A 21,696-nucleotide genomic window follows, 5' to 3' on the forward strand; every position below is an offset into this window, starting at 1 on the left:
AATCCAAAAGAACCTGTCATAAAGGGGGAAATGAATATGAGAAAGAGAAAATGGTATGAACGTATGTCAGCAGCAGTCCTGATTGCAGTCCTTCTGGTCAATCATGGCGATATGGGAATTATGGCGAAGGCGGAGACAATAACTGCGCTGGAAGAAAATCTGGAAGAAGAGAATAAGAAAATCGAGGCCGAGACAGCCAGCGCGTCCAATGCGGACGAGAAGCGGGATACAACTGTGGATTCAAACGAGACGACCGAGTCCGACCTTGAGAAGGAGACCGCGACAGCATCGAATGGGAAAGAGAACCCGGCGACGAAGAGAAAAATGGCTAAGCGTGCGATGAATGCGGAGACAGTTACGGAAGAGACGTATTCGATCAGCCAGACAGATGGGAAGTTTAAGGTTGTTGGCGGAAGCTTGACAGAAGATGGAGAAAACTTAAATAGTCTGACAGATGCGTTCAACAAGATTTTGAGTTTCGGTACAGATACGAATATAAATATTAATTTTGATAATGTCAATATTAGTAGCGGAGCGCCCGGAGCGCCGAAACTTACGAAAGGCTGCGAATTGACTTTGAAAGGCACATATACGAGTGCAGCTGAAGCATTTATTATTGGCTCAAATGACACATTTATTATACACAATGAGGCTGATATAACAACAAGTTCGTACGTTATTCGTAGGTCGTCTGCTAAGAATTCTAAGAATTCTACAGTTATTTTTGAACAAAATGGCGGTACTGTTAAGTCTGTAGATGGCTTTTATATGTATGAAAATGATGTGATTTCTTTAAATGGAGGAACAATTAATGGAAATGTCAGAGGAAACGGTGGAACAGGCAGTATTAAAATAAAAGACGGTACATGGAATGGACAACTGGCACAAATAAAAGATATAGATATATGTGGGGGACAACTCAATAATATAAAAGATGATACGAGTACGATTACTGCAATTAGCGAAAGCGAAGAAGTTTCTATCAGTGGTGGAAAAATTTATGCCGAGAATACTAATCCATCGGGAAGAGCTTTTGCGATTTTAATGTCAGATAAGACAAAATTATCATTATCAGATAATATTGATATATCTGCTGCAGGTAAAAATACGTATGGATCGATATATTATGGTTACAGTGCTCAATCCTGTGCTACTATTGATGCTGTGAATTTAAAAACGATAAATGACACATTCAAATTTGTGGTAAGTGACCTTGCAATGAAGGCCAGTTCTTCATTGAAAAACTGGATCAAAGGTTCATCCGGGAACATGAAGACGTTAGTCGAAGGGATTCATTTAAGCATTGTCAATCATAATTCTGATAAAGGATATGCGGACCAGTATAAGAGTTACGAAGCGAGAGCGGTGGACAACTATATCCGTATTATGGATCCAAAGGATGAATCCAGTTTGATTCCGGCAGGAAATATTAAAAGTGCGGAAATCCAGTTACCTTCCGATCCGGAAAAGTATCAGGTTACGATTACGTATGACAAAACTGAGGATGGGACTGAGAAAGTAGAGACGGTCAAGTACACTAAAGCCCAAGTTACAGTATCCGGAATTATAGATGAAATTCTGCTGAGAAACACTGGAACGGATGGAGTAGAAATCAGTGTGGGAACAACAAAAAATCCAATTGCTGGAGATATTACAGTAGATTCAGGCAACGCTGACGATAAACCAGTTTTGCTTAAGGGAAAGATCACTGGAAAAGTAAATGTTGTTGGAACGGGAACTTTGGAATCTGAAATTAACTGCAGCGGTTTCAATGGAGAGACAAAAAGTACGATCCATATTACAGGTGGGGAGATTATTGGAACTGTGAATGCAGATAATGCGAATGAGTCTGTTATCACATTGAACTCTGCAGATCTGATTGTAGATGGTAATGCGCATATTGTAGATCAGTCCGCTTATTCTTCGCAAAACCGATATGCAATCAGCGCAACTGGTGGCGTAAAAGTAACAGTTAACGGTGGAACGATAGAGTCAAAAAAGAATACGGCGGTTTATCTGTATAGATCTGGAAGCAGCGGATTGCAGGAAGACCATGCTAAGTTCGAGATGACAGGGGGAACGATCAAAGGCGGAGAGTATGGTTTAAAGCACACACATCTCAATGAAGTTACCTTGTCAGGCGGAAAAATTTCCGGTGGTGAGAATCGGCCGGATGTTTATATGGCTTTAGAGAAAAATAGTGTCAGCGGGACTGCAAAATTTACGGTTGAAGGAAATTTCCCGTTCGCATCTATGCAGATCGAAAGTGCTTCAAAAGTAAATGAGATCGATTTTACAAAGGCAAAGGCAACAGGCGAAGAAAACCTTAAAATCAATCTCCCGTTGGACGGAAATGACACAGGGGCGAACATGAAGCTTTTCAAAGCCTCGACCTCAAATTATCGGGATCTCCTTGAACATATTACACTGTCTGGCGGAAAGACTCCGATCTTTGCAGTATATAATGAGCATAAGATTTCTGATAATCCGGAAACAACTGAGATTTATGCATTCAGCGCACCGAATCTTTATACAGTTCATGTGAAGTATTATACTGGAAAAGATGAAAAGGATCCATTTTACGATGAATATCTTCTGAATCTTGACGATAGCCATCGAAGCTATTTGAGCAATCTCGGGTTGCCAGATGGTGCGGCTTTTTCAGTATGGAGGTACAAAGAAGATTCAAACAGAAATGGCACTGCGACAGATACAACAGCAACAGTGAATCAACTTGTCGAAGATAGGTTAAATCCACAAGGTCAAATACCGGAAATTGAACTTTACGCAGGATATCAGGTTAAGTTTGACGCAGCAATATCATCTGATGATATCAAAGAGAATTTTGCGACTATAAAGGGAACTTCAGATGGAACAAAAGTATACTATACAAATTCTAATTATCAAGGATACACTGGAGAAGCGCTCAGAGCAGAAGCAAAGAAAGAGGATAGTAAGGCGAGCTTTGCAACAGTAGATGTAGAAAATGGTAAATTTTCTATTGAATTGAATAATCTCTCTGTTGATACGTCATATACATATTATCTTGTAGCAGAGAATGATAATAATGATGTGTCGGAAATGCAGACAGTCAAATTTATGACTCTTAAGCGTACATTGACAAAGGATGATTTCAAGATAGTTGGAGACACCGAATTTACCTATACAAATAATGGTGACGTGCATAACGTGAAGGTACAGCCGGTAGAGGAAAAAGGCGGAACGTTTGGCATTGACGCAGTTCGATATAAAGAAAAAGTTGGTGCAGAGGATGCGGATAATTTCATCGGTGCTCCGGCGGCAGCAGGAACCTATGGAATCTATGTAAGCACCAATAGTGAAAATGGAGTTGAACGTGTTACAAATTTACGAATTGGAGAGATAACGATCAAGAAAGCCACGTTCAATCCTGACTGGTTTCAGACTGTAACAAGCATCAACTATGGCAACGATGAAGAGGACTATCTTAAACCGGGAATAAAGGATGCTTATTCCGTTGGCGGACATACGGTGACAGGTTATGGAGAAATCCGGTTTGAACTGTATCGTGACGCAGAGTTGACCCAGAAGGTTTCGAGAAATGCAGAAGGACATTATGAGGTCAATGCAGATCCGGATCAAGAATATGTAACTTATTATATGGGAATTACCAGCAGCGGTGGAAACAATGTGGAAGCGCACGAAAATCCTGTACGCATAGGGACAGATTTAAAGATCTATCGCGCTTCAAACACAATCTCCATAGTAACATGCCCGGATATCCGCTACGGAGAAACACCGAAGCCGGAGCTCACGGCAGCGGACACCACAGGAGAAATTAAATACATCTACAGTAGTAACGAAAACGGTGAATATAAGGAATGGAATGCAGAGAATAAACCTGGACTCTGGTATGTAAAGGCAGTCGTAAGCCAGAGCCAAAATTACAAGGAAGCGGAAAGCACCCCGGTCGCATTTACAGTCTCCAAAGCGCGGCTCGTTCCTTCTGTAAACACTCTTCAGTCAAAGACTTATGATGGAGGTACAAACGCTGAGGGAACGCTTACGCTCAGTTCTGCTGACGGAAAACCGATCCTGCCGGAAGAAGCGGGAAAATTAAAGGCCAATGGAACTTTCCAATGGACCTCCAGTGATTCCGGGACAGATACTGTGAATGTGACAGAGATCAAATTGGATCCGGAATTTGCGGATTGCTATGAACTTACAACGAGTAAGCTTTCCAATGTCTCCTGCAGCGGTGCAAAGATCGAAAATGCCAAAATTCGGAACATTTCTGTACGGCAGGTGAGGGAATTGACCTACAATGGAAAGGAACAGCTGCCGGAAGTCACGGCAACAGGAAGTACAGTCGGTGGCACGGCTATCACCTTCCACTACGGTCTCACAGCAGAACAGGCCGCAGACGAAACGAAGGCATTAAAAAATGCTCCTCCTTTCAAAGATGCTGGAACCTATACGGTATACTACACTGTGTCTGCTGCAAATCATGATTCCGTATCTGAAAGCTTTGAAATCGAGATTAAAAATGCCTCGATCACAGGCGTCGACGCAGCCGGTTATACAGGAATCTACGACGGACAGTCTCACGGAATCAAGATCACCCTTACCGGAAACGCTGAAAACGGTAAGATCCTTTACGGTGAATCCGAAGATAACTGCACACTCGCAGAAAGCCCTGTATACAAGAACACAGGCAGCTATACCGTTTACTACACGGTAACAAAGAAAAACTTCGACACCTTAAGCGGTTCCGCAACCGTTGCGATCACCCCGGCTCCGCTTACTGTGACGGCAGAGTCCAAAAATGTGACCTATAAGGACGAACCGCCAGTATACAGCAGCACGTTCGAAGGTTTCGTAAACGGAGAAAACACAGAAATCCTCGGCGGAACACTTTCCTACGAGTGCGCGTATGCGGCCGGCAGCGATGTGGATGAGTACGAGATCATCCCGTCTGGTCTCACAGCGGAAAATGGAAATTATGAGATTACATATCTGCCGGGCAGACTGACTGTAGTTCAGGCAAAACCGAAATTTGAGCTTCGAAATCCGGCTGAGTTAAACCGTGTCTATGACGCGAAGAACACCGCGCCGGAGACATGGACGGACAGTGATGGAAACGTGACCGTGACGATCAAAAACGGCAGTGAGATCTTAACGGAAGCTCCGGTGGGCACCGGAACCTATACGGTGGAAGTACATGCGGATGCCGGAAAGAACTACGAAGCGGGAAGCCGGATCTTTTCCTTTGAGATCAAAAAAGCACCGCTCAGTGTAAAAGCGGTGGATCAGAATGTCACAGTTGGAGATGCGATTCCGGAGTACGCAGTCCTCTACGAAGGATTTGCAGGAACAGATACCGCGGATGTGCTGAACGGCAGCCTGAAGTTTACCTGTGAATACGCGCCAGACAGCGCGGCGGGCGATTACGCGATCCTGCCGTCCGGTCTGACATCTGGAAATTACGAGATCCTCTTTGAGAACGGAACACTTCATGCAGTCCGCAGAGCAAGCAGCGGATCCGATGATTCCGACAATTCCGACGGTTCCGGCAGTACGAAGAACCCGGCGGCAACGAACTTCGGAAAGAATGTCTCAAACGGCCGCTCTTCTGAAAACGAAGCGCAGGGAACTTGGAAACGTGATGAAAAAGGATGGTGGTTCGAATTTACGAATGGAACCCATCCGGCGGGAAAGAAGAGTGAAAACAACAGCAGTGAAAAACCGTTCTGGATTTGGACAGGAGGAAGATGGTGGGCATTTGACTCCGAAGGTTATCTGAAGACCGGATGGGTGTTCGATGGCGCAAGCGGAAAATGGTATCTGCTTAATGAGAAGAACGGAATGCAGATTGGCTGGCACTACGATGAGTCAGGACGCTTCTGGTATTACCTTGATCCGGTGAGTGGAGCTATGCTCACAGGCTGGCAGCTCATCAATGGAAAATGGTACTACTTTTCAAAGACATCCGGAGCTGTGCCGCTTGGCTCCATGTACAAAGAAATCAGGACACCGGATGGATATTATGTCGACAAAGACGGTGCATGGGATGGACTTGAGGCAAAAGAAAATTAAGACATGAAGTAACTGTTCAGTAGGTCTGCGCATTTACTGCGCTGACCGTAAGAAAACTTAGAATAGAAGGCAAAAATCCTATCGGCACAGCCGATTAGGAATGGATTTTTGCGCGTAACTGTGAGGGCACTGAACAGTTACAACATGAAGTAAAAAAGATCCGCAGGATCCTAAAAGTGGGAACCTGCGGATCTTTCTTTTTCTGCAATCGAAATTCGTGTGAAATGAAGCCATAATACGCTTCACTTCCGGCATTTATGCGATATTTAAGTGAAAAAAATCTCCCCATGCATTGCTGCATGAAGAGACGATGGTTTTCACCGCGTTACCACTCCGATTCGTCCATAGAAGACGCTGCTTTACAGGATACCGGCCGGATATCCTTTCTCTGTAACGGGAGAACCCGTTTACGCCTACCGTTCAATTTCAGCGGAACCGCAATGTAAGATAGTCAAGGAAAAGTCTGAAAAATTACAGTGAACGATCGAAATTGCCCGGAAATATTTTGCTATTTCTATCATGACTCCGCAGACGGAATTAAGATCACTGATGCGTAGAACATTCCGTTCTTCCATTCAAAACGCGCATCTCCACGGTGCCGTTCAGCGATGAGCCGGATGGACTGGGTGCCTATGCCGGGGCCACTGTGCTTTGTGGAGAGAAAACGCTTTCCTTCAAGAACTGGAGGCTTTCTGCAGGGATTGTCTACCGTGATGGCTATGAGGGAGGTGCCGGTCTGGCGGATATGGACCTTGATCGCGCCGCTTTCATTGTTTTCCCGACATGCGTCCACCGCGTTTTCCAGTAAATTTCCCAAAAGCACGCAGAATTCCGGTTCCGGGACCGGTATTTCCTTTTCCATCTGTGCCTGGATCTCCAGAGCAGTTCCGGCTTTTTCTGCAATCTGCGCATAGTAGCTAAGGATCGCGTTGACGGCCTGATTTTCACAGTAAGAAGGCAGCCATTCCGGCATCATATGTTTCCGGAAGGACGCGAGATAGTCTGAGATCGCGTCAAGATCTTTGTTCGCCGCGTATCCTGAGAGAACCGTGAGATGCTGACGGAGATCATGGCGGGCGATCCGCGTCTCGTCGATGGAGCGCTGGAGATTGCGGTACTGGGCGCTCTGAAGCTGCAAAAGCTCATTTTCCCTCAAAAGTCTCGTGTTCTGGTTCATCTCCGATGCCATCAGGTAGAACATAAAATAGAAGAGCAGGAGGAATGTCAGGAGCGCCAGAATTAAAATCGGGTAAAACTTCATGACCCGGTTCGTGTAGAGCGTCTCATAGTAGCGCGGACGGATCAGGCGGTTCAGCAGGAAGAAGGTCGCCGGGAATACCCAGAATATATACCAGGTCTTCGCCATTTCGATATCGTCCACCAGCCATTTTGCGGCATGGGTTGCCGGATACCATACGATGGCCACGATGAGAACGGAGAGCAGCAGGTGGATCCCCGCGCCCGGAAGCGTGAACAGACCGGAGGTATTCGTCCGGTCAATGAGGGCATCTGCGACGAGTGTCAGGTTTGTGATACAGGAGAAGACCGCGCAGACGGCGGTCAGGATACTGAACGGCTTCCAGAGGGCGAGATCACAGACCCGATGGAAGAATACCGCAAACAGGATAAAGGACGGCAGGACCCAGAAGTCTCTCGCAATCCCGAAGTCTGCGCAGACGAGGCCTCCGGCGAAAGCCCAGAGGAGCGAGAGCGGGATACCGGTGAGAAAAAGGTTCAGTGGTTTTCTACGAAGCCGGTCCTGGACCGGAAGAAAGCAGAGAACCGCACAGGGCACCATGGAAAAAAAATCCAGAAAATTCCGCATGACAAGGGACCAGAATGGGCTGTTCATACTCAACAATCTCCTCTCGTTTCTATATGATCCATTATAACAAAGTTTTACTGTTCTGAAAGTATAACTTATGCAGGATTTTGACATCTTGTGCAGGGATGAGACGTTTTAGGATACACAGAAAAAAAGGTATTCTTTTTTTACGATCTATGCTATACTAACCCCATCAACTTGAAACTTTACAGTGATATAGTGATGTAGCGGGCGGATCATGATCGCCCGGAGATATTTATGGTGTCGAAAAGTGAAAAGTCGATCACATCGAGGGAATTTTTTGTTAAGAAGGAGAAGATACATGAAGCTTGAGAATTATGAGGTACATCTTCCGAGCTATTCCATCGGAAATACCATTTACAATAAGATCGGTCCGGTCTGCGAATCCTACGGAAAGACAGTCCTGGTGATCGGCGGAAAGCTGGCTCTGGAGGCGGCTTATGATAAGATCAAGGCGGTTGTGGATAAGACGAACCTCACGATCATCGGAAAAGAACTGTTCGGGGAGGACTGTACCTACAAGACTGTGGAGGCGCTCCGGGCGCTGCAGGTCTATCACGAGGCAGACATGGTCTTTGGTGTCGGCGGCGGAAAAGCGCTGGATACCGTAAAGTGCCTCTGCATCACGGACGATAAGCCGGTATTCACATTCCCGACCATCGCCTCCAACTGCGCCGCGACGACCTCCGTCTCCATCATGTACAACGATGACGGGACATTCTTAAAACCGCACTTCTTTATCCGCCCGGCGATGCACGCCTTCATTGATACGGAGATCATCGCAAAAGCTCCGGCGAGATACATGTGGGCTGGAATTGGCGATACTTACGCAAAATATTATGAGGCGAAGATCTCATCCAGGGACGAGCGTCTGGAGCACTTCACAGCGGTAGGCGTCGCGGTCAGTGAGATGTGTCTGCAGCCGCTTCTTGAGTATGGTGTAAAGGCGTATGCGGATCATCAGAAAGGGCTCTGCACTTACGATGTGGAGCAGGTGGTCCTCGCCATCGTTGTCACCACGGGAATTGCGTCTATCTTCCTCACAAAGGACTGTACTCCGGATTACAACAGCGGACTTGCCCATGCGGTCTTCTACGCGCTGACATCTTATCCGGTGATCGAGAAACGCCATCTTCACGGGGAGGTTGTTGGCTTTGGTGTTCTCCTTGCACTGCTTGTGGACGGACAGGAAGAGGAGTTTGAGAAGATCTATAAGCTGAACCGTGAAATCGGACTTCCGGTATCCCTAAAGGAGATCGAGATCACAGAGGACGAGTGGGAGGAGAGCATGAACCGGATCCCGGAGATGTCCGATGTTGCCCATTATCCGTACAGGGTGACAAAAGAAATGCTGAGAGATGCCATGGACCGCTTAAAGGAACGGGCAGGAAAGGACGCCTATGACACAGAAAAATAAAGCCGGTTCCATGATCTTAGGGGTTGCGTTTGTGTGGTTTACGACTCATTTCGGCGGCGGTTTTGCCTCCGGCGCGCAGATCTACAGTTACTATGTGCGTTATGGGATCTGGTGCCTGATCATGCCGGCGGCCGCGATGCTCTATAATACAGTGTTTTTTGCCTACTGCCTGCGTTTTGCGAGAAAACATGAGGTGTACGATTACCGGTCCTACAATAACGCGTTTTATGGAAAATTCTCACCAGTCTTTTCCAACCTGTTTGAGATCCTGTATCTCTGTGTGATGTGCGTGGCCCCGGCGGTTGCCTTTGCGACGGGCGGCGCGACGCTGTCTGTGCTCACGGGACTTCCGTATTTACTCTGCACGTTTGTGATCGGTGTGTTTATTTTTATCGTGGCGATCTTCGGAACGGATCTTGTCCGGAAAGTGGCATCGGTGCTTTCTGTCTGCATCATCGCGGGACTACTGATCGTGTATATTCCGAACATCGCGGCAGGCTTCGGCGCGATCAAAGAGACCGCAGCCGCAATGCAGGCGGAGCCGGTTCCTTTCGGGAAAGCGCTGTATTCTGCATTCCTCTACGGAACATTCCAGTTAGCGAATGTGGCTGTTTTCGTGCAGCACGCGAAGTCCTTCGAGAAACCGGATGACGCGGTGAAAAGCATGGGGATCGGATTCGTGGTGAATACGCTGATGATGACTATGGTAGTTCTGGGAATCATGACGGTCTGCCAAAACCCGGAGATGAAAAACCAGAGCGTTCCGACTTTATTTATGGTTCAGAATGGTGTCGGAAAGGCATTTATGACACCGCTGATCTCGGTCCTTATTATTCTCGGGGCAGTCTCCACGGCGGTCAATATGGTGGCTGCGATGGTGAGGAGGATCTGCAGCGGAATCGAAGCCGGATGTGCTGACAGAAAGAAAACTGTTTTGGCCGGAGAATCCGTGAAAAACACAGGCGAAACGCCTAAGAGAAAGATCTCCCGCCACGAGATCTTTGCAGCCCTGATTTGCTGCATTGTAGATTTCGCCATCGCCCAGTTCGGTCTCCTGACCCTGATCCAGCGTGCGTACAGCGTCCTCGCATACCTCGCGATCCCTGTGATCCTGATCCCATATCTGGTGCATATGGCGGTTACGAGATTTGATACGAAATAAATAGAAATTGTATGGATAAAAAGCATCTGTGGTGCATCCGGTATGTCTCTGTCTGGAAGGCAGGGGGGATATTGGAGACGCTGTGGGTGCTTTTTGTTATGGAGTTGGGGTAAGTGATCAGCAATCAGTGAAATAGTGGCGTCAGAGGATCCTGCCTGTTTGGAATGTGAAGAATAGAAAGAAATTTGTTCTTAAAAATATGTGTATGATATGAAGCAGGTATGATATACTTTATAGTATGATATTCTGCAGTTAGCCATTATATATGAACAAGATAACAGTAGGCAAGAAAATAGAAATCATATAGAAATATTTGGAGTGAAAAAGGAATGCTGAAAATCTTTCTCGGAAACATGGGTGGAGTTATTTATCATCCGCCTACATATTTTGACAATCAGTATGAAGACGAGTGGATCACAGATCCATTGACAAAAGAGATGGTTAAGGATGTGGATCAGTCGGAGGTTATCAGCTCCAGACTAATCGACAGCCCTGTTCTTGGACCGGTTTCAGTAAAGGAATTGTCAGGTGGTGTGAAAACCCTGATCCTGCTTGCATTTGATAAAAATCAGAAGATATTTAATATATCCGTATGTGGAAACAACTGTGCGAAGTGGATTCTGGAAATTGGGAAAAAGAAAGATCTCACGGTCAATCTTCGTCATGTCATGAATTTTGGAGACGGAAAATTCGAGATCGAAATACTGAACACGGGTGAAATTGTTTATGACATGGAAAAGTTTTCGGAAATCGCCGGGAAATATGTGTAGGAGAGAGGTATGAAAGGAAAATATAAAGTAATTGTACAGAATAACCGGCTTCACTATGAACTGGAGATCAGACGAAATATCACGATTATTCAGGGCAATAGCGCGACAGGGAAAACTACGCTGGTCAATATGTTAAGGCAGGCAGAAAATCTGGGGAATTCCAGTGGAATCGATGTTCAGTGCGATGTGCCATGCAGAATTCTGGAGGGAACATCCTGGAAACTGATTCTTGAGAATTCACAGAAAACGATCTTCTTTATTGATGAAGAAAATGCGTTTATGAACACAGAGGAGTTTGCATCAGCTGTATGCAAGTCCGATAATTATGTTGTTCTGATTACAAGAGAAAATCTTTATAATCTCCCTTACAGTGTCGAAGAGATATATGGCTTGCATTCATCGGGAAAATACCAGAATACAAGAAAAGTGTATCAGCAAATGTATCAGATTTATTCCAATATGGAAAATGTTCCGGTGAAACCGGAAATATTGATTACGGAAGATTCAAATTCCGGTTATGATTTTTTTTATGCTGTCGCAAAAGAAAAACATATGGAATGTATGAGCGCAGAAGGAAAATCTAATATTTACTTTAAGCTGAACGGATTGGAGCAAAAAGAAGTCTGTGTCATTGCTGACGGTGCCGCGATAGGACCGGAGATGAACCGGTTATATGAAATTGTGAGGAAAAAGAAGAGGATTCATCTGTATTTGCCGGAATCCTTTGAGTGGCTGGTATTGAGTTCAGGATTGATTGAGGGGAAAGACATTGAAAACATGCTGGAAGAACCAGAGAAATATATAGACAGCAAAGAGTATTTTAGCTGGGAAAGGTACTTTACAAAAGTCCTTGTAGATCGGACGCAGGACAGTTATCTGCAGTATAGGAAAGCAAAGCTTAACGCGGCATATCTGCATGAGAGAAATAAGAGGACGATTTTGAAAAGTATTCGCGGAATTGAATTTTAAGTGTCAAGTATATGTGATAAGCAGAAAATATGATTCTAAATAACGAAAGGAGACGACTGATTGCCGTCTCCTTAATTGTTTTATAAATAAATACCAGCCCATGGTCTGAGCGGGAGGTTCAGAGTTACCCATATGATTAACTTGTTGTCCCAGATAACAGCAAATTATTTTCTTGTGAAGCCAAGAGCTACCGGCATATATGTAAAAATGGAGGTCCGGGAGCATATCTTTGTGCCGCTGGGCAACGGAACCCTGTTCTTAGGAGTTGTGTTTGGACTGGAACATCTCCTCGCCAGCGGCATGATCGAAAAGATGCTGAAGGTCATTGCAATCCAGAGTGAGCACTGCGCACCGTTTGCGGAGGCGGTAAAACAGGGATTAAAGTCGTATCATTAGAAACTATTTCTCAGTGGAACGCCTCTTTCGCATACTGCTCCAGCTCATCCCTGAAATCCGGGTGCGCGATCGCGATCATGGACTCAGCGCGCTCTCTTAAGGTCTTTCCGGAGAGGTTCGCAATACCGTACTCGGTCGCAACGCTCTGGATCATGGTACGTGGAGCGGATACGGTGGAGCCGCCCGGAATGAACGGAACGATGTTGGACTTTAAGGTGCCGTCCTTTGCTTTTCTCGCGGAGTTGATGCAGATATATCCTTTTCCACCGACGGAGCGGTAAGCGCCCTCAAGGAAATCCATTTGTCCACCGATGCCGGAGAGCTGGCGGGTTCCCGCGGACTCAGCATTCTCCTGACCCATCAGGTCAAGCTGCACGCCGCCATTGATGCTGATGACATTCTTCATGGTTCCGATGCGCTGCGGATCATGGACATAATCGAGGTCAGCCGGGTGGAAAAGCTTCGGATTTTCAGAGATCCAGTCATAGAATTCCTGAGATCCCATCGCGAGATTCCAGGTGGAGAGACCGGTGTCAAATTCTTTCTTTGCGTTTGTGAGCTTTCCTGCTTTCCAGAGGTTTAAGTAGGCGTCGCTGATGGTTCCGGTATGGCAGCCAAGATCCCTGAGATCGGATTCCGCCAGCATGTTCGCAACGGTGAACGGAACGCCGCCGACGCCGAGAGAGAGAACCGCGCCGTCCGGAATCTCGTTTACGACGAGCTTTGCGATCTGGATATCTGTCTCAGACGGAGCTTTGTAGGTTCTTACCGGAAGCGGCTCATGTTCGCCCTCTACGATATAATCCGCTTCGGAGAGATGGACACGGTGGGAACCGTCCACACCCTGAAGCTTCGGATAATGCTCATTGATCTCAAAGATCACAGTTCTTGCACTCTCAAACATGGTTCTCCATGCGAAGTTTGAGATGCCGAGACCGCAGTAGCCGTTCTCATCCGGTGCGGATACCGGGACGAAGGCAACATCTGTCCGGATATAGTGCTGGCGGTAGAGCGTCGGGAGAAGGCGGAGTACCACCGGCATGAATTTTACGAGACCGCGGGTCTGGAGTTTCCGTTCGTAGTCACCGATATGCCAGCTGTAGTAGGAGAAGCTTTCCTGTTCCGGGTCAGCCTCAACGACCTCGATGCGCGGACGGATCACGAGACCGCCGCGGATCTTAACATCCCTCAAATGCCCTTTTCTTGCAGCAAGTGCTTTATCAAGAAGTTCCGGGAATCCGCCGCCGAATCCATAATCGACCCAGTCGCCATCTTTTACGGCTGCCGCAACGGCAGCTTCCGCAGTTACGATCTTACTCTTGTAATTTTCCATATAAATCCTCACTTATTGTAATATTTTTTTACGAAATATGAATTGCACCACACAGGTTCATTATAAAAGGTTTTTGGGGTTAAAACAAGAAGATTATCAGGAAACGGGATATGGAAATAACTTTATTTTTCATTAGAAATGTAATATAATGAACCTATCTTACAGGCGGCTGGAATTATATTTTCCGCCCCGGAAAATAATGCATGAGGGGAGTCAAAACATGAAGGATTACATGAAGATCTACCAGGAATGGCTTGCCAATCCGTACTTTGACAATAAGACGAAAGAAGAGCTTCGGGCAATTGCGAACGATGAAAACGAAATCAAGGAACGTTTCTATATGGATCTGGAGTTTGGCACTGCGGGACTCCGCGGGATCATCGGTGCCGGAATCAACCGTATGAATATCTATACAGTCCGCCGCGCGACCCAGGGACTTGCGAACTATATTATCAAACAGGGCGGAGCCGACAAGGGTGTTGCGATCGCTTTCGATTCCCGCCATATGTCCCCGGAATTTGCCATGGAGGCGGCAATGACACTTGCCGCAAACGGCATTAAGGCGTATAAATTTGAATCCCTGCGCCCGACACCGGAGCTGTCCTTCGCAGTCCGCGAGTTAGGCTGCATCGCCGGCATCAACATCACCGCAAGCCATAACCCGCCGGAATACAATGGATACAAGGTATACTGGGAGGACGGCGCACAGTTCACACCGCCGCATGATAAAGGGGTAACGGCCGAAGTTCTCGCCATTGAGGACCTTTCTACAGTAAAGACAACAACGGAAGAAGAGGCATTAAAGAGCGGAAAATTCCAGGTCATCGGAAAAGAGATCGATGACAAATATATCGCCCAGGTAAAAGCCCAGGTAGTCAACCAGGAAGCGATCAACCGCATGCAGAAAGACATCACGATCGTCTACACACCGCTTCACGGAACCGGAAATATCCCGGCCCGCCGCGTGATGAAAGAGATCGGCTTCGAGAATGTCTATGTTGTGCCGGAGCAGGAACTTCCGAACGGAGATTTCCCGACCGTCAGCTACCCGAATCCGGAAGCTGCCGAGGCATTTGAACTCGGATTGAAACTTGCAAAAGAGAAGAACGCGGAACTTGTTCTTGCAACGGACCCGGATGCAGACCGTCTCGGTGTTTATGTAAAAGATACAAAGTCCGGTGAATATATCCCGCTTACCGGAAATATGTCCGGCTCCTTGTTATGTGACTATGTGTTAAGCCAGAAACAGGCAGCAGGAAAGATCCCGGCCGACGGAGAAGTCGTAAAATCTATCGTTACCACAAATCTGGTTGATGCCGTCGCGAAACATTACGGCTGCAAGCTTGTCGAGGTTCTGACCGGCTTCAAGTATATCGGTCAGCAGATCTTAAAAGAAGAGACAACCGGCAAGGGAACCTACATGTTCGGTATGGAGGAGAGCTATGGCTGCCTGATCGGCACATATGCCCGTGATAAGGACGCGATCTCCGCAACTGCCGCTCTCTGTGAGGCTGCTGCTTACTATAAGGAAAAAGGAATGACCTTATGGGATGCGATGGTCGCAATGTACGAGAAGTATGGCTACTATAAAGATACCGTAAAATCCATCGGCTTAAAAGGAATTGAGGGACTTGCGAAGATCCAGGAAATTATGGAGAACTTCCGCAAGAACCCGCCGAAGACACTTGGCGGCTACGAGGTGACTTCTGCCCGTGACTATAAGAAGAACATGATCACAGATATCGCGACCGGAGAAGTAAAGGAGACAGGCCTTCCGGAGTCCAACGTTCTCTATTACGATATGAATGACGGCGCATGGCTCTGCATCCGTCCGTCCGGAACCGAGCCGAAGATCAAATTCTACTATGGCGTTAAGGGAACATCCATGGATGATGCTGAGGCGAAGTCCAAAGCTGTCGGTGATGAGCTGATGGGCATGGTGGATAAGATGATGTAAGATTCCCGGATGTGGGGATAAAGGCAGCGGATATCAGAACGCTGTGAAAGATATGAAATGAATCCTTGTCTGGACTGGCTGTGTGAAAACAGCCGTCCGGGCGGACATAGAAAAGCTCTCGGAGAGACTGCGGATCAAAAGCAGTTTTTCTGAGAGCTTTTTAGCTTCCGGGTATTTTTTAGAAACTCGCCTAAAGGGCGATCAGTTACTGTTCACGCCTTGCGCAAACAGTAACTGATTTTGCCGATGCTTCGCATTCCAAATCGGCAAAATCCACTACCACCACTGTACTGTACGGAATTTTCAGTTCAGAAAATTCCTACCCGTGTGCAGTAACGGCGATCCTGCAGATTTCAACGAAACAATTCTACAAGCTTTTGTTCTTCGAACATTCTTCCTCATACCCCGAATCCGGACCGTAAAACTGTTCCAGAAACGTGATATACGCCCTGGCTGCCTTCGGCAGCTGGATACCTTTCTGGAAGATATAGGCGCTGATAAAATCGCCATACCGGTCGGCTTCCGGCCGCATCCAGTCCGGGAGCGGGAATGAGACGATATTATAGTTTTCCACCTGCTCCCGCATCGGGATCATTCCGATTCCGAGATAGTCGGAGCGCTGGATCACGTTGTGGAGCAGGGCGCGGCTGTTGACATAGATGACCTGGGAGATCCTGTTCCAGTGGATGAGCTGCAGTGTTTCGTCATTGTAAACGCTCTCGGCGGCCCGGGTCTTTGTGCTCTCACTTGGGTAGAGGACGAAGTTGTACTGATACAGCTTTTCCGGTGTCAGGTTATCCAGTTCCTTTAGAATCGGATGCCCTACCCGGCAGAAAAACTGTGTCGGGGACTGGAACAGCGGGCGCGCTTCCAGATGGCGGAAGGTGAGAAGCTCCTGGATCTTGTCTGCTTTATGGGCCGGATACATAATAAATCCTATGTCGGCGCGGTTCGTGTAGACATCCTCGATGACTTCATTTCCGGTCATTTCCCGGTAGAAAAAACGGAACGGCGTGTCCGCAAGAGAGTTCACCATGCGGATAAAGGCATCGCTGGAGTGGGAACAGCTGCTGGAGGAGACCCGCAGGCGGTAAGCTTCCGAGTGTTCCTTAAAGGTGGTCTTAAAATGTTTCGCGTGCTCGATGAGATCCCGGCTCATGTCGAGAAAGAGCCGTCCGGATTCCGTCGGGATAATTCCGTTTTTTCCGCGGGTAAAGATTGTGAGCCCGTATTCTTTTTCCGTCTCCCTGAGGACCTTGCTGAGATAAGGCTGGGTCACGAAGAGGCGTTTCGCGGCGGCGGAGATGGAACCGCAGTTTGAGATCTCGATGAGGTATTCCAGGTTCTGAAAATTCATAGGGATGGTCTCCTTTCTGAAATTAAAGCCGGGTGTTTTTCTGCTGCAGTCATGGACCGTGAGCAGAAACATATAACGTGTCAGCTATACGACAATCCAGATAAACACTGATTTATAATATTTCGGTTATAACGTGATGAAAACGGGGAATTTGTAAAATTCCATAGAAATAGTATAATCAAGTGTATACCAATAAACCGGATATGTCAAACCAAACAGATATAGAAACTGGCGAGTGATCTGTAACTATTACATTCCGGGCTATACATAAGGAGGAATCACTATGAGTACGCATCTGCAGTTAGCAAACAGTACGACGATGGCAATTCTTTGTGGAATCACCATTCTGATCGTTCTTCTCCAGCCGGTGATCTTTATGATCGTGGCATTCAAACGCGGAAAAGAACTGAACATGACAGACCAGGAGATGAAGGAAGCCGCACGAAGCAGCGCGATCTTCTCTATTATCCCGTCACTCCCGATCATTGTGAGTTACCTGCTCTTAGTTCCGTCCCTGGGCCGCTATTTCCCGTGGCTCCGCTTAAGCGTTGTAGGTTCCGCGGCATATGAGACAATGGTCGCGAACATGGCGGCAGAAGCGCTGGGCCTGGAATCCATCACCGTCCCGGACATCCCGGCTGATACTTTTGTGTTTATTCTGTTTGTTGTAACAATTGGAATTCTTGGCGGAAATATCTTCAATGTTTTCTTCTTAAAGGCATACGACAAGAAAGTCGAGTCCATCAAGAACAGCAACGCGAAGCTCGTTCCGATCATCACGACAGCAATGTTCCTCGGTCTCTACGGAACCATGGCAGCTCCGCATTTCACAAATATCGCGAACATCCCGGCGGTTGCAGCGATCCTGGTTGCCGGTATCACATCGATCTTCGTAAACAAGTTTGCGGCGAACCACAAGAAGTTGAAAGAGTTCGCATTCCCGCTCAGCATGATCGTTGGAATGCTCGGTGCATGTGTAGCGAATCTGCTTATTTAGGAGGAAAAACGATATGAAAGATAACAGCTTTTATAATAAGATCCACAGACTTGGAAGAATCACCGTCGTCTGTGCCCTGATCAGTTTCATGGCGGTTCCTTTCGGACTTGCCGCAGTAAATGGAATTTCCATGAATATTCCGGAAATTCTGAAAAATGCGATCCCGCTTCTCCTGACATTCAGCATCAGTGGTATCTGTGAGAACCTGTCCTTTATGCCGATCATCGGAAGCGGCGCGCTCTACATGTCCTGCGTTACCGGTAATGTCAGCAATATGAAGGTCCCGGCGGCGGTCAACGCTATGGAGGTTGCAGGATACACAGCCGGAAGCGACCGCGCCGATGTCGTTGCGATCATCGCCGTTGCGGCATCCACATTCGTGACAACAGCCATTGTATTCCTGGGAATGCTGTTTTTAGCTCCGCTCTTTGAGCCGATCTACAACAATGCGTTCTTACAGCCGGCATTCCAGAACATGGTTCCGGCACTTATGGGTGCCCTGTTGTTCCCGTTCATCTTAAAGGCCCCGAAGCAGGCCATCGTGCCGATCGCACTTCCGATCATCGCGATCTTAGTGATCGGTCGCAAGGTGTTCTCCTCAAACCAGAGCTATATTATGGTCGGTGTGATCATTTTGTCGGTGATTTACTCCCTGGCACTTTATAAAAAGGGAAAGATCAGCGCGTAAAGGGAAAATAAGCGTCCTGGTCGGTGGAAAATATGAAAACGTGCGGTACAGGCGCAATTTCCTGGTAAATTTAGGAAAGGAAGATCCGGAATTTCGGACAAATAATATGGATAAAAAAGAATTTGTCTTAAAAGCAGTTGCAGATAAAAAAGCTCTGATTGTTGATGTCAGCGACAAAATTTTCGACTACGCAGAGGTCGGATTCCATGAATTCAAGACCGCGAAGCTCTACGAGGAAGTCCTGAAAAAAGAGGGATTCCAGGTGGAGATGGGAGTCGGCGGTATGCCGACGGCGTTCAAGGCTGTATACGGAAGCGGAAAGCCGGTGATCGGTTTCCTCGCCGAGTATGACGCCCTGCCGGAGCTGTCCCAGGAAGGCGGCTGCACGATGAGAAAGAAAGCCGCAGGGGATAACCCGGATGGACATGGATGCGGACATAACCTCCTCGGAGCGGGAGCCATGGCGGCAGCGCTTGCTGTAAAAGCTTATATCGAGGAACACCCGGAAGCGGGAACTGTGATCCTTTTTGGATGCCCGAGTGAGGAAAAGGGAGACGGAAAGGCGATCATGGCACGAGAAGGTGTATTTGACGGTGTGGATGCTGCTTTTACATGGCATCCGGGCGATAAGAACGCGATCTGGTCCGAGTCTACACTGGCGAATGTCAGTGTGTTCTTCAACTTTAAGGGTGTGACTTCCCACGCGGCGGCAGCCCCGGAACTTGGACGTTCCGCCCTGGACGCTGCGGAGCTCATGAGCGTCGGAGTCAACTACCTGCGGGAGCACATTATCTCCGACGCGAGAGTCCACTACGCGTACCGTGATGTAGGAGGAATCGCCCCGAACGTTGTCCAGGGACACAGCAGAGTCCACTATTTTATCCGCGCACCAAAGTCATGGCAGGTGAAGGAGATCTACAAGCGCGTCGTTGATGTGGCGGAAGGCGCCGCAAAGATGACGGGAACCGAGATGACATACGAGCTTTACGCCGGACTTTCCGACTATATCCCGAACCATGTCCTCTCAGAAGTTCTCCACGAGTCCATGGAGGAGATCGGTGCCCCGAAATACGACGAGGCGGACTTTGCCCTGGCGTCAAAATTCTTCCACGAGACCGCGACGCCGGATGAGATGGAAGCAAAGCGCGCGTCCTTAAGGAAGCTCTTCGGCGCGGACCACATGGAGGAGATCGAAGCCCACCCGCTCCACACCTCCATCGCTCCGCTCGTCTGGAACGGAAAAGTTCAGGCCGGCTCCACCGATGTCGGTGACGCCAGTTATGTGATCCCAACCGCTATGTGTACAACTGCTACTGCAACTCTCGGCACCGCCGCTCACACCTGGCAGATGACCGCCCATGGAAATACGGAGATCGCACATAAGGCGATGTTAAATGCCGGCGAGGCGATGGCGTTAGCAGCATTAAAAACCATGGAAAGCCCGGAGATCCTGAAAAAAGCTCATGACGAGTGGATGGTGGAGACAAACGGCGAGTACGATTGCCCGATCCCGAAAGAGGTTGGACCGAGACTTGAAGATTAAATTTCTGATTCCGGAACATAACATGAATGAAGATAAGAACCAGAGGGAGAATGACTCTTTCTGGTTCTTTTTTGTTTAACAGGAAATATTCTTTCTGAATCAGAGAGAATCGCGAAATCACCTTGGCAGATCCGCCTCCTGATGCTAAGATACATATAAAGCGAGCGCGGAAAAAGGAGCGGAATCAGGGAGATGAAGAAGCACAAGGTCTACTTACAGGAGCTGTCAGCGGAGTTTTCGGAGGCAGATTATTCAAAGTTTTATGAAGTTGTCATGCGGCGGATCGAGAACGGAGAGCTTGTTCCGATGAAAAGTGCAAAGAATAACGGGAGGAAGCCGGCGCTGCCGCTATGCTTTTGGGAATACGAAAAAGAAGCGGATCATACGGAGCTTTATGAGGAACTGAAATATCGGTATCATCCCCGGATCAATACGTCCTATTACCGGGAGCATCCGGAGTGTTACGAGAGAGACAGGGAGAAGCTGCAGCTTTTAAGTGACTATCTAAAGGATCATTCGGAGCTTTTGTTGGTTCAGGAAACAATGAATGAGCGCAGTTTTGAGATTTTCCACAGGGAGAAGTATTTCCAGAGAGAGGGCGGTCTTGAGCTTTGTAAGAGGGTTGCGATCACTCCGGAAACGCTGGCTTTTTATGAAACATCAGAGCCGCTTTCTTATTATTCCTGTTCCAAGCAGACACCGCAGAATATTTTGATCATAGAAAATAAGGACACCTTTTTTGATATTCGGAGATATATGAATTCCGGAAATGACAGGATCATGGGAAGGGAGTTCGGTACAGTGATCTACGGAGCCGGAAAAGGAATCTGGAAGACCTTTGAGGATTATGTCAATGGTGCGGAACGATACTTCCTGGGAAAGAATGCATTGTTTTATTTCGGTGATCTTGATTTTGAGGGCATTCTGATCTTTGAACATTTGATCGAGCAGAAGCAGTACCGGGAGAGCGGAATCCATATTTTTAAAGAGGCGTATGAAAAGATGTTAGATAAGGCATGGCAGCTTGGGTTTTCCAGACTACCGGATATGAAGGAAAAGCAGAACGCCAACATCGGAACCAGCTTTTTGTCGGCATTTGATACGGAGCGGAGGCATCAGATCCGGGAGCTGCTTGAGATGGGAAAATACATTCCACAGGAAATTTTAAATGAACATGATTGGTGAT

Annotated in this window: 14 protein-coding genes; 11 read left to right on the forward strand and 3 right to left on the reverse strand. The window is 47.4% G+C overall.

Going from position 1 to position 21,696, the window contains the following annotated elements; all coding sequences use genetic code 11:
• Nucleotides 1-36: 36 nt before the first annotated feature.
• On the forward strand, nucleotides 37-6,075 hold the full coding sequence (locus DW677_RS08995) for an MBG domain-containing protein (RefSeq protein WP_117566988.1): 6,039 nt from the start codon (nucleotides 37-39) through the stop codon (nucleotides 6,073-6,075).
• A 517-nt stretch (nucleotides 6,076-6,592) separates the two neighbouring features.
• Here DW677_RS08995 and DW677_RS09000 read toward each other — a convergent pair.
• Nucleotides 6,593-7,927, reverse strand: a complete 1,335-nt coding sequence (locus DW677_RS09000; RefSeq protein ID WP_181968334.1) for an ATP-binding protein — start codon at nucleotides 7,925-7,927, stop codon at nucleotides 6,593-6,595.
• Nucleotides 7,928-8,222: 295 nt separating this feature from the next.
• Here DW677_RS09000 and DW677_RS09005 point away from each other — a divergent pair, with 295 nt between their 5' ends.
• From DW677_RS09005 to DW677_RS09025, 5 genes are all read left to right on the forward strand, one after another.
• Nucleotides 8,223-9,338, forward strand: a complete 1,116-nt coding sequence (locus DW677_RS09005) for an iron-containing alcohol dehydrogenase family protein (protein ID WP_117566991.1) — start codon at nucleotides 8,223-8,225, stop codon at nucleotides 9,336-9,338.
• A complete protein-coding gene (locus DW677_RS09010; RefSeq protein ID WP_117566993.1) occupies nucleotides 9,322-10,500 on the forward strand; it encodes a hypothetical protein in 1,179 nt (392 codons plus the stop codon). Before DW677_RS09005 ends, DW677_RS09010 begins: the two co-directional genes overlap by 17 nt.
• A 329-nt stretch (nucleotides 10,501-10,829) precedes the next feature.
• Nucleotides 10,830-11,270 carry a DUF4869 domain-containing protein gene (locus tag DW677_RS09015; RefSeq protein ID WP_117503399.1) on the forward strand — a complete coding sequence of 147 codons (441 nt, stop codon included), beginning with the start codon at nucleotides 10,830-10,832 and terminating at the stop codon, nucleotides 11,268-11,270.
• A 9-nt stretch (nucleotides 11,271-11,279) separates the two neighbouring features.
• On the forward strand, nucleotides 11,280-12,239 hold the full coding sequence (locus DW677_RS09020) for a translation initiation factor 2 (RefSeq protein ID WP_117552769.1): 960 nt from the start codon (nucleotides 11,280-11,282) through the stop codon (nucleotides 12,237-12,239).
• Nucleotides 12,240-12,371: 132 nt separating this feature from the next.
• On the forward strand, nucleotides 12,372-12,635 hold the full coding sequence (locus tag DW677_RS09025; protein ID WP_117566995.1) for a pyridoxal-phosphate dependent enzyme: 264 nt from the start codon (nucleotides 12,372-12,374) through the stop codon (nucleotides 12,633-12,635).
• 10 nt (nucleotides 12,636-12,645) lie between these two features.
• Here the strand turns inward: DW677_RS09025 and DW677_RS09030 are convergent, their stop codons facing one another.
• A complete protein-coding gene (locus DW677_RS09030) occupies nucleotides 12,646-13,968 on the reverse strand; it encodes an acetyl-CoA hydrolase/transferase C-terminal domain-containing protein (RefSeq protein ID WP_117566996.1) in 1,323 nt (440 codons plus the stop codon).
• Between the two features lie 220 nt (nucleotides 13,969-14,188).
• On the opposite strand from DW677_RS09030, the gene DW677_RS09035 reads away from it, so the two are divergent.
• Nucleotides 14,189-15,925 carry a phospho-sugar mutase gene (locus DW677_RS09035; RefSeq protein WP_117566998.1) on the forward strand — a complete coding sequence of 579 codons (1,737 nt, stop codon included), beginning with the start codon at nucleotides 14,189-14,191 and terminating at the stop codon, nucleotides 15,923-15,925.
• 367 nt (nucleotides 15,926-16,292) lie between these two features.
• On the opposite strand, the gene DW677_RS09040 is transcribed toward DW677_RS09035, so the two are convergent.
• Nucleotides 16,293-17,282 carry a LysR family transcriptional regulator gene (locus DW677_RS09040; RefSeq protein WP_165859987.1) on the reverse strand — a complete coding sequence of 330 codons (990 nt, stop codon included), beginning with the start codon at nucleotides 17,280-17,282 and terminating at the stop codon, nucleotides 16,293-16,295.
• Between the two features lie 283 nt (nucleotides 17,283-17,565).
• Here DW677_RS09040 and DW677_RS09045 point away from each other — a divergent pair, with 283 nt between their 5' ends.
• The 4 genes from DW677_RS09045 to DW677_RS09060 all read left to right on the forward strand — a co-directional run bounded on the left by DW677_RS09045 (nucleotide 17,566) and on the right by DW677_RS09060 (nucleotide 21,695).
• Nucleotides 17,566-18,279, forward strand: coding sequence for a DUF5058 family protein (locus DW677_RS09045; protein WP_015552637.1), 714 nt, complete (start codon nucleotides 17,566-17,568; stop codon nucleotides 18,277-18,279).
• A 13-nt stretch (nucleotides 18,280-18,292) separates the two neighbouring features.
• Complete coding sequence (locus tag DW677_RS09050) at nucleotides 18,293-18,967, forward strand: hypothetical protein (RefSeq protein WP_015552636.1); 675 nt, start codon at nucleotides 18,293-18,295, stop codon at nucleotides 18,965-18,967.
• 106 nt (nucleotides 18,968-19,073) lie between these two features.
• Entirely contained in the window at nucleotides 19,074-20,510 is a 1,437-nt protein-coding gene (locus DW677_RS09055; protein ID WP_117567014.1) for an amidohydrolase, read from the forward strand.
• A gap of 192 nt (nucleotides 20,511-20,702) precedes the next feature.
• Complete coding sequence (locus DW677_RS09060) at nucleotides 20,703-21,695, forward strand: Wadjet anti-phage system protein JetD domain-containing protein (protein ID WP_117567001.1); 993 nt, start codon at nucleotides 20,703-20,705, stop codon at nucleotides 21,693-21,695.
• Nucleotide 21,696 lies beyond the last annotated feature (1 nt).

The organism is Clostridium sp. AM25-23AC, from assembly GCF_003435125.1.
In the GTDB taxonomy this organism is placed as follows: domain Bacteria; phylum Bacillota; class Clostridia; order Lachnospirales; family Lachnospiraceae; genus Pilosibacter; species Pilosibacter fragilis.